This window comes from Paenibacillus sp. 276b (assembly GCF_900107875.1).
Classification (GTDB): Bacteria; Bacillota; Bacilli; order Paenibacillales; family Paenibacillaceae; genus Paenibacillus; species Paenibacillus marchantiae.
This window is the reverse complement of the sequence record NZ_FNRR01000009.1, coordinates 111,566-127,617: the sequence shown is the minus strand read 5'-3', so window position 1 is coordinate 127,617 and position 16,052 is coordinate 111,566. Positions and strand designations below refer to the sequence as shown.

Genomic DNA, 16,052 nt, shown 5'->3' with positions numbered 1-16,052 from the left:
TCCCCTTTTCCGCTTAATGGCTATGCTCCTGCAACGTACGCTCCAGGAATGACAGTGTAAGCTGTTTCGTATCTTTCAGCACCACGTCCGCTCCGGAACCTTTAAGTACAGCTTCTTCACCAATACCCACGGCGATCATGCCTGCGGATTTGATGGCCTCAATACCCGCCTGCGCATCCTCGATGCCGATGCAGGCTTTAACGTCAGCACCCACTTCTTCCGCTCCGCGCAGGAATAGATCAGGTGCTGGCTTGCCGTTTGGTACGGAATCCGGATGTACCACAAAGCGGAACAGCGAGTCCAACTCTAGCGCCTTCAGAATTTGAGGGGCATTTTTACTGGCCGAGGCGATCACCGCAGGAATGCCTGAAGCTTGCAGCTCAAGCAGTAATTCCCGAATTCCAGGGTAGGTATGCTCCGGTGTCAGCGAGTCCAGCAACGAGACGTAATGTTCGTTTTTACGCTGTGCGAATTCTTCCTTTTCCTCAGCCGAAAACGCCTCTTCCTTGCCACCCAGACGTAAAATGCGCGCCAGTGACTCCCCACGGCTAATGCCCTTTAACTGCTCGTTGAACTCCCGATCAAACGGAATATCCAGCGATTCCCCCAGCTTCTTCCACGCTACATAATGGTACTCCGCCGTGTCAGTAATGACACCATCCAAATCAAAAATAACGGCTTGAAGTGCTCCGTTCCCTTTCATTACCCGTTCCTCCCCATGTCATTGCTCTAGTTGCCATTCGATTCGTTTCTCGTTGCTTTCCCGTCTTTCGCCCTTCCAGTCCAGAACGACCGTCCAGCCCGATGCGTTAGAAATGCTCGCATAACGTTTGCCCTCACGGGATTCAAAATGAATATCGAACTCCGCATCGCCTACCATCAGGTGCTCCAGACTGCATGTTTTGGTATCCCATGCCTGCGGCATATTAGGTGATAAGGTTACACGGCGATGCTGTGCTTCCGGTTGAACGCCGAAGAAATGTCGTACGACTGGTACAGCCAGTGCATAGATGGTCCACGCCTGCACTACACAGCCGTAGTCCGGGGACATCTCCGAGAAAGAACCTGGCACTACACGTGAGAAGCTTTTCCCCATCCGACGCAGTAAATCCAGTGCGTGATCCGGATGCCCGTACGCCGCTTCTGCAACCGCATGTGCTCCGGTAGAGATTGTCATCGTGCCCTGTTGGTAAATGGCAGCAAGATAAGTACCGTATTCACCAATGAAGTCGCGATTTCGCATCGCTTCCAGAGCACGCTGTGCTTTGTCCTGATCGGCAATTCCTGCTTCCATTGGAGTGACAATGACCCAGTTTTTGTTCAGCAGCCAACCGCGATCTTTCTGATCCTCACCTGCATCGGCAAGCAATCCTTCCACGTACTCCCGGTAGTCTGTGATCCCTTGCTTTTCAGCGAGAGAAACCATGTAATCCACCTTGGGCACAATATCAGAAACAGGTGCAACGGCATCCGCATAGAGGCTGTCTTTTTCAGACCAATACACATCATTCACTGCGCGTACCGCTCTTTCAGCCAGTTTTTGATATGTCTGATGCCGCTTCGTTTCACCCAAATAGAGACTCATGTGCTCCAGCGCCTGAAGAGCCTTGGCTGTATATACGGCACTATCAATCAGTTCCATATTCAATCCGGCAATCTCGATGATGCCGTAACCAGAAGGGAACAGGTCTCCGTCCGGGTCCATCTCACCCAGCAGCCAGTCGATTCCCTGAACACAATAGTCATAATGCTCGCGCAGAAGTGCATCATCTCCGGTCCACAGGAACATTTCCCATACAAAGGCGATATAGTGTGCCGTCTCCTGCGTGTTGCCGAGATTAGACACGGCTCCTATCGTGGTCACTTCATGCACAAAACGTCCATTACCGTTTGCTTCCTTGGATTTCTCCAGCAACAAATTCAGCGTATCCCGCACCAGTTGATGGTCTCCCGTAGCAAGCACACCCTGAAGCGCATACGTACTGTCACAGCCGAACCACCACGGATACGTGGGTCCACCTGCCGTCAATCCACGACCAATGCCGTCTACTTGCTGCACCAGCCACTGATTATTGCGCTTCACCCAGGCAAATTGCTCGTTCAGCTCATCCTCGCCTTCAATGGTCAGCACTGCGCGCTGATCCAACTTGTCGTAGAGTTGCTGCTTCTGCTCTTTCAAGCTGACGTAGTCACGTTCGATGACTGCATAAGTCTGCTCACAGGCTTCACGGGACGACTCCGAACCGGCAACAAATAACCGGAAGCGGAACACATCCTTCTCCTCCAGCGTGCATTCGGTTACAAAAGAAATGCCTGTGCCCTTGCCTGCCGTCAGTTCTGGTCCGTAAATCTCAGGACCAACCGTCATTACCGTTCCAGGCAGATCACTTCCTATCATGGCATACCAGTCTTGGGCATCATCTTTGACGATGACTTTGCGCGAAGAAATAGCTTCTGCCGTTTCACCCGCTCCTGGGATAATTCCGATCTCATCGGAATACCACACTGGACGGAGATCGGTACGTGACAGCAGCTCCAGCTTGAGCCGGGTTGTTCCTTTGCCGTAAGCGCTTATCTCATATTCTGCGACCATGCCTTTTTCATAATCGGGGGCAAACTGGTTGCGTTCAATGGATACCGGAATGTGGCTCAATCCGTGATCATAATCGAACCGGCTTCCGCCCCAGGATTCACTTGTGAATCCGTCTGCCCTTGCCCATACCGCAATGTTGCGATCCAGATCGGTTACCTTCAGCCAGAAGCCGTCCAGCAGCTTGATCGGATGCAGCCATACACCACCCATTTCGTTAGCCATATGATGCCCAAAGTCGGGAAAGTATCCGTCCTGGGTACCGCAAATCTTTACATATTCACCTGCGTTATAATACAAATTAAAAGGATGTCTGCTTGTTAATGTGGCCATGGTAGTCCTCCTCTGCGGTTTGGCTTACCGCTCATCTCTTCTATTCATACGGACGATTAGCCCTTGATTGCAGAAGAGATGGAAATGCCTTCAATAAAGTATTTTTGTGCAACAAAGAATACAAGGAGTGGCGGAAGCATAATCAGCATCGTTGCAGCCATTAGCATGTTCCATTCCACGTTATACAACCCTTTGAACATGGACAATCCGAGAGCCAGCGTATACTTCTCACTGGAGTTCAGATAAATGAGTGGTCCCTGGAAGTCATTCCATACGCCCATAAAGGTAAAGATCGATACGGCAATCAGTGGCGGCATGGAGAGTGGCAGCATGATTTTAGTGAAAATCTGCATTTTATTGGCTCCGTCTACAAAAGCAGACTCATCGAGATCACGCGGAATACCGCGCATGAACTGGCGAATCAGGAAGATGTTAAACGCTCCGCCCCCGAAGAATGCAGGGATAATGAGTGGTAAAAATGTATCAACCCAGCCGATTTCCTTGAACATGATGAACATCGGGATCATCGTTACCTGCGAAGGCAGCATCATCGTCGCCAATAGCACCAGGAACAGCGTGCGTTTGCCGCGGAAGTTAAACCGGGCGAAACCATACGCACATAGGGCAGACGAGAATACGGTACCGACTAATACCGGAATCAGAATAATCAGCGTATTTTTCAAAAATGTAAAAAACGGGATGGCCAAGACGGCATTTTTATAGTTAGACCACATCCATACAGCCGGGAAAAAATCATCTTTGAACACCTCGGCAGGTGTTTTAAGAGACGTTGCAAACGTCCATAACAGTGGGATCAGCACGACGGCTGCACCAGCGATAAGCATGAGCATAGAGAATAGTTTCGAGTAGACCGGTTTCCGTGTCGTTGCTTGATTCATCATTTGTCCTCCTCTCAATCCTTTTCGTTATCGCCCTGGTAATAGACCCACATCGAAGAGCTGCGGATGACCAGCAACGTAAACGCCAGAATGATGATGAACAATACCCAGGACAATGCCGAAGCATAACCCATTTCAAAATCGGTAAAAGCTTTATTGTACAGATACAAGTTATAGAACAAGGTCGAGTTAAGCGGTCCCCCGTTGGTCATAACAAATGCTTGTGTAAAATACTGGAATCCACCGATGATACCCATAATTACGTTGAAGAACACCGTTGGGGAAATCATAGGTAATGTAATGTTGAAAAACCGTTGAAACGGTCCCGCGCCATCCAGATTGGCAGCTTCATACAGCTCTTCTGGAACGCCCTGCAAGCCGGACAAATAAATGATGATCGTATTGCCGACGCCCCACAAACCCATGACAATCAGTGCGCCCAGCGCATAGCTCGGATCTTGAAGCCAAGCTGGCCCCTGTACGCCGAAAAAGGCAAGCGCCCGGTTCAGAATGCCGTATTCCGGATTGAAAATCATAATCCACATCATTGATGCCGCTACAGCTGGAATGACGGATGGCATGAAATAGATCAATCGGAAAAATTTCATGCCTCTGTTCCGCATATTCAGCAGCAAGGCGATAAGCAGTGATGCCACTTGATATAGTGGTACGGATACCAGAGCGAAGATAAAGGTAACTTTCAACGATTGATAGAAAAGCTCATCATGAAACATCGTTTTGAAGTTATCCAGACCGACCCATTCGATCGATTGTACGCCGGTGATAATATCCCATTTACTAAATGCCAGCAGCAGGGAGAATAACATTGGACCAATGGTAAAGAGCAACAAGCCTATAAGCCAGGGCAATATGAACCAATACCCGGCACGCTCGGATTTAGAATTACGCATAGCAGCCTCCTTGATGAAGAGGGTGAATCAGCATGGCCGCCGACTCACCCGCATGGTTTTTACTTGATTTTGCTGTCAACGTTCTTCGCAGCTTCATCCAGAGCGCCTTTGACATCCTGTTTGCCAAGCAGCACTTTTTCCAGCGCCTTGGTGAATTCTTCAACAAACACAGGTCCGTTTGTAGAACGCATGGTGACCGGTTTTTTAGCATAATCCATCATTTCGATGACCGGTTTGTCTGCTACTTCTTTGGCTTTGACTTCGTCCAGTTCTTTCACAGTCGCTGGCAGTACTTTACCGTTCGCAGAACGAAGCTTCTGTGCATCTGTACCCGAGAGCCATTTCACCAGTTCATAAGCCGCTTCTTTATTTTTACCGGCTGCGTTGATCGCCCAACCTGCACTTGCGATAATGCTTGAACGAGTACCGTCCGTATTTTGTGGAATCAGTGCAGAACCATATTGAACATCGGATTTGTCGAGATCACCTTTGATCCAACGACCTGTAATCATCATGGCGAGCTTGTCTGTCATGAACATCGATGAATCTCCGCCAAGTGTCTCGGAATCCAGTGGCGTCGGGGATACACGGCTATCTCCTTGAGACCAGGATACATATTTATCCATTGCCGCTATCGTTTTTTCACTGTTCATGTAGCCTTCCGCAGCTGTTCCATCCTCATTCGCGATGTCTGTACCGTTATCCCACAGGTACGTATAAATCGGATATTCCCATTTGCCTGCGTTGAATCCGAATTGAGTATATTTTTTTCCATCTTTTTTAGTCAGTTTCTGTGCAGTTGCAATCATGTCATCCCAAGTCCATTCATCTGTTGGATAAGGGATTCCCGCTTCATCAAACATGCGTTTGTTGTACCAAAGTGCAAGTGGGTTGAAATCTTTAGGCAAGTAGTATTGTTTGCCTTCGATTTTCATATTTTCAATGAGATCCTTTTGGAAAATATCCAGATTAAAGGCAGTGTCTTTGCTCAAATAATCGTCGAGTGGCTCAATTACACCTTTATCAACGTATTTGTAGTAGTCGCCTTCACCAACCAGGAATACGTCTGGAGCCTGACCTGCTGCCAGAGATGTAGTGAGTTTTGTTCCATAACCTTCACTTGGAATAGGCTCAAACTTCACTTCGATATCCGGGTGTGCAGCATTGAACTCTTCCGCAAGCTTCACTTCATCCGCACCGGAGTTGACATCCCCCCATACGGAGAAGGTGAGTTTTACTTTTTCTCCTTTTCCGCCTTCCGCGCTGTTGCTTCCACCTGAAGAACACGCAGATAACACTAATACCAAAATCAGCATCATGACCAAACTTGCGGACCCTTTTTTCATTTGAATGACCTCCACATGGATTTATATTAAACCAAGGTTTGAAACCGTTTGCTGAAAGTAACTTGCTGACCGGACAGAAGGAGAGAAATTTCTTCCTCTGCATCACTCTCGATTAGAATACCCTCGGACGTGATTGTGATATGCAACAGCTGGTTTTGCCAGTAAAGCGGGAATTTCAGACTGCTCCAGGACTCTGGCAGCTTCGGATCGAGATGAAGCTGGCCATCCAACATGCGAACTCCGGCAAATCCCATCACGACACATTCCCATATTCCGCCCAGAGAAGCTGAGTGGATGCCTGCATCCGAAGAGTGCATATGCGGTCCCAGATCAATCTCGGACGCCCGGCGGAACAGATCATAAGCGAGCGGACGATTACCGAAGTCACTGGCAAGGATACTGTGCGTTGACAGCGACAATGAGGAATCATGCAATGTTTTTTCCTCATAGTAGTCATAGTTCGCACGTTTGATAGCGGGTTCAAATTTATTCTCAAGCAGGAAGAACAGCATCATGATGTCAGCCTGCTTCGAAATTTGCATTTCACCAACCTGATCCAGGTTGTAATCATTGAAGATGCTGGCGACTTTCGTCTGATTTTTATAAGGGGTAAGATCAATGACTTTCTTCTGCAAGTAGGTATCATCTTGTGGAATAAGTCCTTGTTCATTTGGCCCTGGCAGATACATTTGATCCAGCTTGTTCCATGTTTTCCGAGCTGATGTCAGGTCAAGCTTCCCAGACAATGCCTTGAGTAATCCAGGTTTTTCCTGCTCAAGCTTTTCATAATATTGAATGGCCAGTTCCATATTGAAGTGAGCCATATGATTGGTGAATGCATTGTTGTCCACATGTTCCTTATATTCATCCGGTCCAACAACCTCATTGATGTGATAGCGGCCCTTGGCCTCATCCCACTCCAGACGGCTGGCCCAGAACGTTGCTGTATCAAAAATGATCTCGTAGCCATATTGCTCCATGAACGCCTCATCGCCTGTAGATTGGACGTAATGCCAAACGGCATAAGCGATGTCAGAGGTAATATGCTGTTCAATGAAGCCGGACCAGATCTTCGTCTGTTCTCCGGTTACGATATCTACATCTCCCCATACCGGTGTAACTTCGCCATCTTCGATCCAGGCTGCTTCCCACGGATACATGGCTCCTTCGAATCCGTTCTCCTTGGCCTTGCTTCTAGCTCCATCCAACCCCTGATATCGATATTCCAGCAAGGATCTTGCGATCTTGGGATTGCTGTAGATGAAGAAAGGCAGGATGAAGATTTCCGTATCCCAAAAGGAATGTCCCTTGTACCCTTCACCACTTAATCCTTTCGCCCCGATTCCCATGCGATTATCATGAGCAGGTGTCATAATGACGAGATGATAGATGGCGAAACGGATAGCAAGCTGGTCATATCCGCTTGTGCTGTCCACTTCAATGTTGTACGTGGACCAGGTATCCGCCCAGGAGTTAGCGCTTTCACGAAACAGCTGATCATACCCTTTTTGCGACTCTTGCTTCAGTTCTGTCAGTGAAGATTCACGCATTTGATCCAGTGAATATCCACCGTTGCTGTACACCAGATCGCGGCTGGTATGCACATTCGAGATTTTTTCCAGTGTTACCGATTGTCCGGCTTCCACGGTCACTGTGCCTTCGATGCCAACCTTGCGGCGTCCCATCGTTTGACGCAATTCCGGCTCAACTTTTTCACCATTCAGCTGCCAGTGATGCACCGTATTGGTTACAAAATCAACCGCCGATTGTGTCGTCGTTGACGTCATTTGAATATAAGTCTTTTCAAATATCCGTTTTTCGCCTTCCGTGAAATGCTGTGCACCCGAGTTCGTCCATTGTCCGTTAATACCAGACGCAATGTGAACACGTGCCTGACCATCCAGTGGCTTGATACTTACGGATGAACCAACCAAATGACGGTTGCTCAAGGAAACAAAGCGACGGAATTGAAGTTCAAAGCTTTCTCCAGTTGGGCTCTGCCATACCACGTTACGGGTCAGCTCACCGTTCTTGAGATTGAGTTGACGACTGTAGCTGATCGTTCTTCCTTTTTCCAAGCTGAAGGTTTCCCCATTCAGGGTGATTGAAAGTTCCGTTACATCCGCTGCATTAGGGAGTTCTGTTACTTCATGCTCATCAAACTTATTGAAGGTTCCTGCTACGAACCAGTTCCGCACCTGTCCAACATAATTCTCGTCCGTAGCGGAGCGAAGTCCCATGTAGCCGTTTCCAAGTGAGAGCACAGCTTCGCCTTTCCCTTGATGAGCCGGATCAAACCCGGTTTCAGTTACCAGCCAGTTACTCCATTCTCCTTGTCCTGCATCGTATTTCAGCAATTTGTATTCCCCCTATGTCTATCTTATGTTGTATCCGAAACGTTTTGGATTTGAGTGAAAATAATACCGAAACGTTTCGGATTAAATAAAACATTTCGGTGCTCTCTTCATCTCGTTCATTTTGCAATCCCTCGCGAACCGTTTCTCAGCTAAACTCAGCGACCTGGTTTGGCTGTTGAGGATCTCAAAACCAATTCATTTTGCAAAATATTAAATTTGGGACTGTCTTCCGATCTCAGCATGCCCATCAACAGGTTTGCAGCTTCATGTCCCAACTGATACATGTTCTGGCCGATGGTGGTGAGTGGTGGTTGAAAATAAGCGGCTGTTGGAATGTCGTCAAATCCTACTACAGATAATTCATCCGGTATAGAGATGCCTATTTCATTCGCAGCCTTCATTACACCCAAAGCCATCATGTCGCTTGCGCAAAAAACTGCGGTAATTTCCGGATATGTCTTCAACAATTCAGAAGCTTGTTGCTGTGCTTCCTCTTCCGTGAAATTCCCGTTTACGATCCATTCAGGCTTCAAGCTCAACCCTGCATTTCGCATTGCATCGGAATATCCTTCATAACGCTCCTTGGATACAAAAGCCTCGGGGTACCCGTTCACCATGGCAATCTGCCGATGACCCAAACCAATAAGGTGCTCTACAGCAGTCTGTGCACTTTGTTTGTGATTCGTTGATACAAAACCAACATACTCACTGTGAATGGGTATATCAATCAATACACAAGGAATGTCACTATCCAATACTTCCTGCAAATACGGATCATCCGTCTTCACACCCTGAAGAATGACACCGTCCACCTTTCGTTCCCTGCACAGCTGTGTGTACGTTTTCATCTTTTGCTTCGCTGTATTTGTGCTGAACAAAATCAGATCATAATCCGAATTGGCAGCGCTATCATTAATACCGCAAAGCACTTCGAAAACAAAGTTGTTATCGATGTTTTTGTACGTCATGCCTGATACGAGCAACCCCAGCGTTTTGGTTTCCTTCATGACCAGGCCTCTCGCTAGACCATTTGGACTATAGTTCAGGGTTTCGGCGGCTTCTTTAATCAGTTTGCGCGTACTATCGCTGACGTCCGAGTACCCATTCAATGCTCTGGATACGGTCGTAATCGAAAATCCCGTCATTTGTGATATGTCTTTAATTGTAGCCAATTGCTTTCCTCCAAAACGTTTCGGATTACTTATATTTCTGAGTATACGGATTCAAGAAAAAAAATCAAGAACTTTTTTCGACAATATTTTCGACTTTTTGTATCTCATGCGTCCCTTCCCTTATTCTGCCCGCATTCAGGATGGAAAAAGGATAAAAAAAAGATCTCTCGACTTTTAAATAAAGTCGGGAGATCCCTGAACCTATAAAACTTAATGTGCAACTGTATTGTTCAACATGATCCAGATGGAACCAATAACGATGGTCATCATGATCAACAGACCAAAGATCAAAGCCATTACATTCCAACGCGGCTTCTCCGATTCACGGATATGCATGAAGAAGAAGAGTTGAACCACAAACTGAAGTGCTGCTGTTACCAGAACGACACTCAGTGTTGCTGTTCTGCCCATCATGTCATTCAGAACCACTACCAAAGGAACAATGGTCAGGACAACGGACAGAATGAAGCCGATGACATAGGACTTGAGTGAACCATGCTGTTCGTGGCCATGGGATTCATGTGAGTTATGCTCTGCCATCTACATCACCCCCATCAGATAGACGATCGACAGGAGGAAAATCCAGACGACGTCCAAGAAGTGCCAGTACAAGCTGATTACGTTGATTTTACCGCGAGTAACATCGGTAATTCCACGTTTTTTCAGTTGAAGCATCAATCCGATCATCCAGATCAGACCGAGCGATACGTGAAGTCCGTGAGTTCCCACAAGGGTGAAGAATGCACCAGAAGCTGCACTCGTTGTATAACTGAACCCTTCATGAATCAACTCAATAAATTCCGTTACTTCCAGGGCGATAAAGCTCGCACCCAGAACAGCTGTAACTGCCAGCCAGCTGATCAATTGCTTCACCTTGCCCTGATTCATGGCAAGAACCGCAAGTCCACTTGTGAATGAACTTGTGAGCAAGATAAATGTCTCGGCAATAACGCCAGGCATTTTGATCAGTTCAGACAATACAGGTCCGCCCGCCGAATTGTCACGCAACACAATAAAGGTTGCGAACAACACGGAGAACAGGATAACGTCGGAAATCAGGAAGAACCAGAATCCGAGTATTTTCAATTCTTGCGGGTCATGGTGACCATGGTCATGATCATGTGCATGGTCATGACCGTGCTTCGCGGCTGCTTGAGCCATTTATACCGACCCCCTTAACGACGCTTCGGTACGCTTAATTTCGTCAACCGGAATATAATAATCCGTATCGTATGAGAATGAACGAGCGATCATGCAAATCCCTACGCCAGCGAGTCCAAGAATCGCCATCCACAGCCATCCGAATACAAAGCCGAAACCGGCAACGAACCAGCATATAGACATGATGAACGGAATCGCGGAATTTTTAGGCATATGAATCGGCTCAAGCGGCTGTTCAGGTGGATAGATGCCTTTGGCACGACGTTCTTTCTCTTCCCACCACTCATCAATATCATCTCCGCGCGGTGTAATGGCGAAGTTATATTCAGGAGCAGGTGAAGGAATCGACCACTCGAGCGTACGACCACCCCAAGGGTCGCCAGATGCTTTGAGTGTTTTGTATTTCCGAATGCCGTCTGCGATTTGTGCTACCTGGAACAAGAATCCGACACCCATCAGGAAAGCCCCGATTGTGGATACAAAGTTCAGTTCCCACCAGCCGGTATCCCAGCCATAGGTGCTCAGACGACGTGTCATACCCATCAAACCGACAGCGTACTGCGGCATGAAGCAGACATAGAAACCGATATTCCAAGTCCAGAAAGCCCATTTACCCAGTTTTTCTGGCAGTTGGAATCCAAACATTTTAGGCCACCAGTAGTACAGACCTGCAAAGTATCCGAATACTACACCACCGATCAATACTTGGTGGAAGTGGGCAATCAGGAAGTAACTGTTGTGGAACTGGAAGTCAGCAGGTGCAACGGATAACATAACCCCCGTCATACCTCCGACGATAAAGCATGGAATAAATGCAAGTGTCCATAGCATCGGGGTATCCATGCGTATCCTTCCCCGGAACATGGTAAACAGCCAGTTGAAGATCTTAACCCCTGTTGGTATGGCTATCAACATCGTGGTTACGGCGAAGAATGCATTAACGTCTGCTCCCGAACCCATCGTGAAGAAGTGATGCGCCCATGTAAAGAAGGACAGGAAGCTAATGATCAGCATCGCAAATACCATTGATTTGTAACCAAACAATTTTTTCTTCGAGAATGTACTTACAATCTCGGAGAACACACCGAATGCCGGCAAGACAACGATATATACCTCAGGGTGACCCCACATCCAGATCAAGTTGATATACATCATCGGATTACCGCCCAGATCAAGTGTGAAGAAATGCGCCCCCGCAAACCTGTCGAGGAAGAGCAATGCAAGTGTCACTGTCAAGATTGGGAATGCAAACAGAATGATAATACAAGTGGAGAATACCGACCATGTAAACATCGGCATTTTCATCCATTTCATGCCTGGCGCACGCATTTTAATGATGGTAACCAGGAAGTTGATACCGGTAGCCAGGGAACCGATACCCGAAATCTGAATACCCCATATATAGAAGTTTTGTCCCACCCCCGGGCTATGCGATAGCTCCGATAAAGGCGGATAACTGAGCCAACCTGCGTCCGGTGAACCACCGATAACGAAGGACAGGTTGAACAGCATTGCTCCCAAGAAGAATAACCAGAAGCTTAGTGCATTAAGGAATGGGAACGCAACGTCCCTTGCCCCTATTTGAAGCGGTACAATAACATTAAATAAACCGAACATAAACGGCATCGCCATGAACAAGATCATGATCGTACCATGAGTCGTAAAGACCTGATTATAATGCTCAGGATGTAAGAAATCCATGTTAGGCATAGCTAGCTGAAGACGCATCATCAGTGCATCCACACCACCACGGAAAAGCATGATAATGGAAGCAATAATATACATAATACCGATCTTTTTGTGATCGACGGTAGTTAACCAGTTACGCCAGAGCCAGCCCCATTTTTTGAAATAAGTCAACACCGCTACGATGGTAATCATCGTAATTCCGATCGCCACGTCCGCACCATAAATCAGCGGATCACCGGTAACGAAAAACTCCGATGCAAACTCCTTAAGTCTCTCTAACATTGGGGGCCTCCTTTCGAATCTTTAGTTAGCACTCTTGTCCACGTCTTGCGTAGTAATCTCTTTGGCACCTGAAGCTTCACCGTGCTTGCTGTGAGCGCTTTGACCGTCAATAACATACTTGGTCACGATGTCTTGGAACAGTCCTTCAGGGAAGGAAGAATAATAAGCTACATTGCTTGTTCCCGGTTCCGCCAGTGTTTTATACGTTTCTTGCGTCAGCGGTTGGGATTGTTGTTTCACTTCAGTCACCCATTTGTCGAAGTCTTCCTCCGATGTAGCATTGACGTCAAAACGCATTTGGGCGAAGTGTTCCCCGGTAAAGTTGGCACCTGAACCCCAATATTGACCTTCATGATCAGCTTGCAAGTACAAGGTCATCGCCATACCCGACATTGTATAAATCTGTCCACCAAGCTGCGGAATCCAGAACGAGTTCATCGGTGAATCCGCGGTGAGCTCAAATTTTACGGGCCGGTCTGCCGGGATATTCAACGTGTTGACCGTTGCAATACCTTGCTCCGGATACATAAACAACCATTTCCAGTCCAGTGAAGATACTTGAATGGTCACCGGTGCTTTCTCGGAAGCCAATGGCTTCGAAGGTTCCAGATCATAGGTGTAGCGGATTGTTACAACCGCCAGCAACCCAATAATAATAATCGGAACGGTCCACCAGATAGCCTCCGCTTTAGTGCTATGAGACCAGTTAGGCTCATAAGCAGATTTATTGTCCGGTTTGTCGCGGTAACGCCATACAATTACAGCAGACAAAATCAATACAGGCACAATAACGACTGCACACAGAATTGTCGAAATGACAATCAAATCTCTCTGCGAAGCGCCAACAGGCCCTTTCGGATCCAGAACAACGTACTGCCCGCCTGCCAGCATTGGCCAGACAATCAATGCAATTGTAACCAACGTCAGGACAACCGGAATAATTATCCGAATTAGCGACCTAGGTTTCTTGTTCATCTTGATCCCCTCTCCTTAAATTCGCTCATACTGAAAAAACAGTATACTACTCTCTTCCTTCTAAAGATATCAGAAATGAGCAACTTTTTTGTTCATGTTAACAAATTTGTCGATTTTACACCTTAAATGTGTGAATTTTTTCTCACAAATCACTTGCATACTTGATATTTCCTCATTGTAATCTTTACACTTCAAGTCACAAAATAAAACCCTTTGCAGTCCCGTTGAACAGTATCAACGAATCCGCAAAGGGCTTTATTGACTGGGATTCCGGGTGCTCATCCAGTCTTATTATGAACGAATTAACGCAAGATTATTTAATCGGCGCCTTCGTCTTCCCGGCGTGTATGAACAAGTCCAATCGATTTGGCAATAACGTAAATAAATACACTGCCAACCAAGAAACCGATACCCACCATTAATCCGAGGTTACGATCATTAAAATCATTCAGGTTGATCAGGCACATGACTACTCCCGTAATGAGGGCAATCCAAGCCAGAACTGTCATCGTTAGCACTGCACGCCGCATATTTTTATCTTTGCGTTCCAATTGGCTTACCATTGCTGTCTTCGATGCCATAGTAAACACTTCCTTTTCCCTTTTTGTAAGTGCTTTCCTTATACCAATATACCACATCAGTATGATTTTTAGTCAACAAATGTTCAAATTTATTTCGCAATTTGGACACTTTATTTGTATTTTAACTGTTGACAAGGAGCAGATCACTTCTTCTTACTTCTTATAACCCAAAAACGCTCTCCTCATAACATGAAACAGCTTAGACCTTATGAAACCTTCATGAACATGTGAGTCCTGGCTGAAAATAAAACAATAAAAAAGACGTTGATTCGGATAATCGAATCAACGTCTTTTTTCTGATTAAACACGTATGTCCCTGCATTTAACAATTGAAATAACGTAATTACTTAGTTATGTCAGGTTCTGAGCACTTCTTCCTGGAATTATTGAAATTAAAGCTTAAATTCGTGTCTCCAACCAATTATTTTTGATCACATTTTGATACCAGTAATAGCTTTCTTTAGGTGTTCTGACCAATGAACGGTAATCCACATGCACAAGACCAAAGCGCATACGGTATCCTTCCGCCCACTCAAAGTTATCCATCAAAGACCAAGCCATGTAGCCTTTCAGGTTGATTCCGTCGTTGATAATCCGATGAATTTGGGCCAAATGCTGCTCATAGTATGCAATCCGGCGATCATCATTGATTTTGCCATTTTCCAAATCATCATTGATGCATGCACCATTTTCTGTGATGTAGACATCCACATTTCCGTATTTTTGCAAGTAATGCATGAACTCATACAGTCCGCGTGATTCCACAGGCCAGCCAATATCTGTCTTAGTAAGTCCCATATCGACCTCTTCGGATTGCAATGCACCCGCCTCTGGATTGAAACGATTGATTCCCATGGTGTAATAGTTAATGCCCAACAGATCAATGGGTTGCGAGATGATTTCCATATCACCTTCCTGAATTGGTACGGTAGCTCCAGCTTCAGCGAACCAGTCCACCATAAATTGTGGATACGATCCTTTGTAGATCGGGTCTAGGAACCAATCGGTATTCAGTGCAATGGAACGGTCGCAGGCTGCCTGATCTTCTGGAGATTTGCTGTAAGGCTCAGCCCAGCATACATTGGGTGCAATACCAATCTGTCCTGTTGTACCCAAGCGACGGAACGACTGAACGGCTTTACCGTGAGCAACCAGCAGTCCGTGAGCAACATTAATGGATGTTTGCAGGTCCTTATTTCCTGGTGCATGAATGCCGAGCAAGTTGGACAGAAAAGCAATACACCATGGTTCATTGAAAGTCAGCCAGAAATTAATTTTACCGGTAAACTCCTTAAAGATGACCTCAGCATATTTTACAAATGCATCCACCGTCCTACGATTGCCCCAACCTCCGATATCCTCCAGCGTCTGAGGCAGGTCCCAATGATACAGCGTACAGAAAGGTTCGATTCCCGCTTCAAGCAACTTATCTACGAATCGATGATAGAAGTCCAATCCTTCCCGATTGATCTCGCCATCTCCATCAGGAATAATACGCGGCCAGGCGATCGAGAACCGGTAGGTGTTGATCCCAAGCTTTTTCATCAGCTCGATGTCTTCCTCATAGCGGTGGTAACTGTCACATGCGACATCACCATTATCTCCATTGAATACTTTGCCGGGTGTACGGGCAAACGTATCCCAGATGGATACCCCGCGTCCGCCTTCCTGCGCTGCACCTTCTATTTGATAGGAAGCTGTTGCTGTTCCCCAGCGGAAATCTTGTGGAAATTTAAAAATCGTCATCGTCTACTCC

General features: G+C 46.6%; 13 protein-coding genes. All 13 read right to left on the bottom strand.

The window, feature by feature from the left end:
* Positions 1 to 13 precede the first annotated feature (13 nt).
* The 13 genes from pgmB to BLV50_RS28765 all read right to left on the bottom strand — a co-directional run bounded on the left by pgmB (position 14) and on the right by BLV50_RS28765 (position 16,042).
* Positions 14 to 703 carry a beta-phosphoglucomutase gene (gene pgmB / locus BLV50_RS28825; protein ID WP_090811366.1) on the bottom strand — a complete coding sequence of 230 codons (690 nt, stop codon included), beginning with the start codon at positions 701 to 703 and terminating at the stop codon, positions 14 to 16.
* A gap of 18 nt (positions 704 to 721) precedes the next feature.
* Positions 722 to 2,923 carry an alpha-L-rhamnosidase-related protein gene (locus BLV50_RS28820; protein WP_090811364.1) on the bottom strand — a complete coding sequence of 734 codons (2,202 nt, stop codon included), beginning with the start codon at positions 2,921 to 2,923 and terminating at the stop codon, positions 722 to 724.
* 56 nt (positions 2,924 to 2,979) lie between these two features.
* Complete coding sequence (locus BLV50_RS28815; protein WP_063566566.1) at positions 2,980 to 3,822, bottom strand: carbohydrate ABC transporter permease; 843 nt, start codon at positions 3,820 to 3,822, stop codon at positions 2,980 to 2,982.
* A 14-nt stretch (positions 3,823 to 3,836) separates the two neighbouring features.
* Positions 3,837 to 4,733 (bottom strand): carbohydrate ABC transporter permease, encoded by an 897-nt coding sequence (locus BLV50_RS28810; RefSeq protein WP_053780124.1) that lies wholly within the window; start codon positions 4,731 to 4,733, stop codon positions 3,837 to 3,839.
* Between the two features lie 59 nt (positions 4,734 to 4,792).
* Entirely contained in the window at positions 4,793 to 6,079 is a 1,287-nt protein-coding gene (locus BLV50_RS28805; RefSeq protein WP_064640611.1) for an ABC transporter substrate-binding protein, read from the bottom strand.
* Between the two features lie 26 nt (positions 6,080 to 6,105).
* Complete coding sequence (locus tag BLV50_RS28800; protein ID WP_090811362.1) at positions 6,106 to 8,436, bottom strand: glycoside hydrolase family 65 protein; 2,331 nt, start codon at positions 8,434 to 8,436, stop codon at positions 6,106 to 6,108.
* Between the two features lie 155 nt (positions 8,437 to 8,591).
* On the bottom strand, positions 8,592 to 9,608 hold the full coding sequence (locus tag BLV50_RS28795; RefSeq protein WP_063566562.1) for a LacI family DNA-binding transcriptional regulator: 1,017 nt from the start codon (positions 9,606 to 9,608) through the stop codon (positions 8,592 to 8,594).
* A gap of 210 nt (positions 9,609 to 9,818) precedes the next feature.
* On the bottom strand, positions 9,819 to 10,148 hold the full coding sequence (gene cyoD / locus BLV50_RS28790; protein ID WP_063566561.1) for a cytochrome o ubiquinol oxidase subunit IV: 330 nt from the start codon (positions 10,146 to 10,148) through the stop codon (positions 9,819 to 9,821).
* Positions 10,149 to 10,769: a cytochrome o ubiquinol oxidase subunit III gene (cyoC, locus tag BLV50_RS28785; protein WP_063566560.1), complete on the bottom strand. Its 621-nt coding sequence runs from the start codon at positions 10,767 to 10,769 to the stop codon at positions 10,149 to 10,151.
* Positions 10,770 to 12,740 carry a cbb3-type cytochrome c oxidase subunit I gene (locus BLV50_RS28780; protein WP_063566559.1) on the bottom strand — a complete coding sequence of 657 codons (1,971 nt, stop codon included), beginning with the start codon at positions 12,738 to 12,740 and terminating at the stop codon, positions 10,770 to 10,772. It lies immediately after the preceding gene.
* Positions 12,741 to 12,761: 21 nt separating this feature from the next.
* On the bottom strand, positions 12,762 to 13,715 hold the full coding sequence (cyoA, locus tag BLV50_RS28775) for a ubiquinol oxidase subunit II (protein WP_063566558.1): 954 nt from the start codon (positions 13,713 to 13,715) through the stop codon (positions 12,762 to 12,764).
* A gap of 317 nt (positions 13,716 to 14,032) precedes the next feature.
* Positions 14,033 to 14,296, bottom strand: coding sequence for a hypothetical protein (locus tag BLV50_RS28770; RefSeq protein ID WP_024631414.1), 264 nt, complete (start codon positions 14,294 to 14,296; stop codon positions 14,033 to 14,035).
* A gap of 399 nt (positions 14,297 to 14,695) precedes the next feature.
* A complete protein-coding gene (locus tag BLV50_RS28765; RefSeq protein ID WP_090811360.1) occupies positions 14,696 to 16,042 on the bottom strand; it encodes a GH1 family beta-glucosidase in 1,347 nt (448 codons plus the stop codon).
* Between the last annotated feature and the right edge of the window lie 10 nt (positions 16,043 to 16,052).

What these genes read in the sequence shown, in the direction of transcription:
- pgmB (WP_090811366.1), bottom strand. Translation starts at nt 703, where the DNA reads ATGAAAGGGAACGGAGCACTTCAAGCCGTTATTTTTGATTTGGATGGT.
- cyoD (WP_063566561.1), bottom strand. Translation starts at nt 10,148, where the DNA reads ATGGCAGAGCATAACTCACATGAATCCCATGGCCACGAACAGCATGGT.
- BLV50_RS28765 (WP_090811360.1), bottom strand. Translation starts at nt 16,042, where the DNA reads ATGACGATTTTTAAATTTCCACAAGATTTCCGCTGGGGAACAGCAACA.
- BLV50_RS28820 (WP_090811364.1), bottom strand. Translation starts at nt 2,923, where the DNA reads ATGGCCACATTAACAAGCAGACATCCTTTTAATTTGTATTATAACGCA.
- BLV50_RS28810 (WP_053780124.1), bottom strand. Translation starts at nt 4,733, where the DNA reads ATGCGTAATTCTAAATCCGAGCGTGCCGGGTATTGGTTCATATTGCCC.
- BLV50_RS28780 (WP_063566559.1), bottom strand. Translation starts at nt 12,740, where the DNA reads ATGTTAGAGAGACTTAAGGAGTTTGCATCGGAGTTTTTCGTTACCGGT.
- cyoC (WP_063566560.1), bottom strand. Translation starts at nt 10,769, where the DNA reads ATGGCTCAAGCAGCCGCGAAGCACGGTCATGACCATGCACATGATCAT.
- cyoA (WP_063566558.1), bottom strand. Translation starts at nt 13,715, where the DNA reads ATGAACAAGAAACCTAGGTCGCTAATTCGGATAATTATTCCGGTTGTC.
- BLV50_RS28770 (WP_024631414.1), bottom strand. Translation starts at nt 14,296, where the DNA reads ATGGCATCGAAGACAGCAATGGTAAGCCAATTGGAACGCAAAGATAAA.
- BLV50_RS28815 (WP_063566566.1), bottom strand. Translation starts at nt 3,822, where the DNA reads ATGAATCAAGCAACGACACGGAAACCGGTCTACTCGAAACTATTCTCT.
- BLV50_RS28805 (WP_064640611.1), bottom strand. Translation starts at nt 6,079, where the DNA reads ATGAAAAAAGGGTCCGCAAGTTTGGTCATGATGCTGATTTTGGTATTA.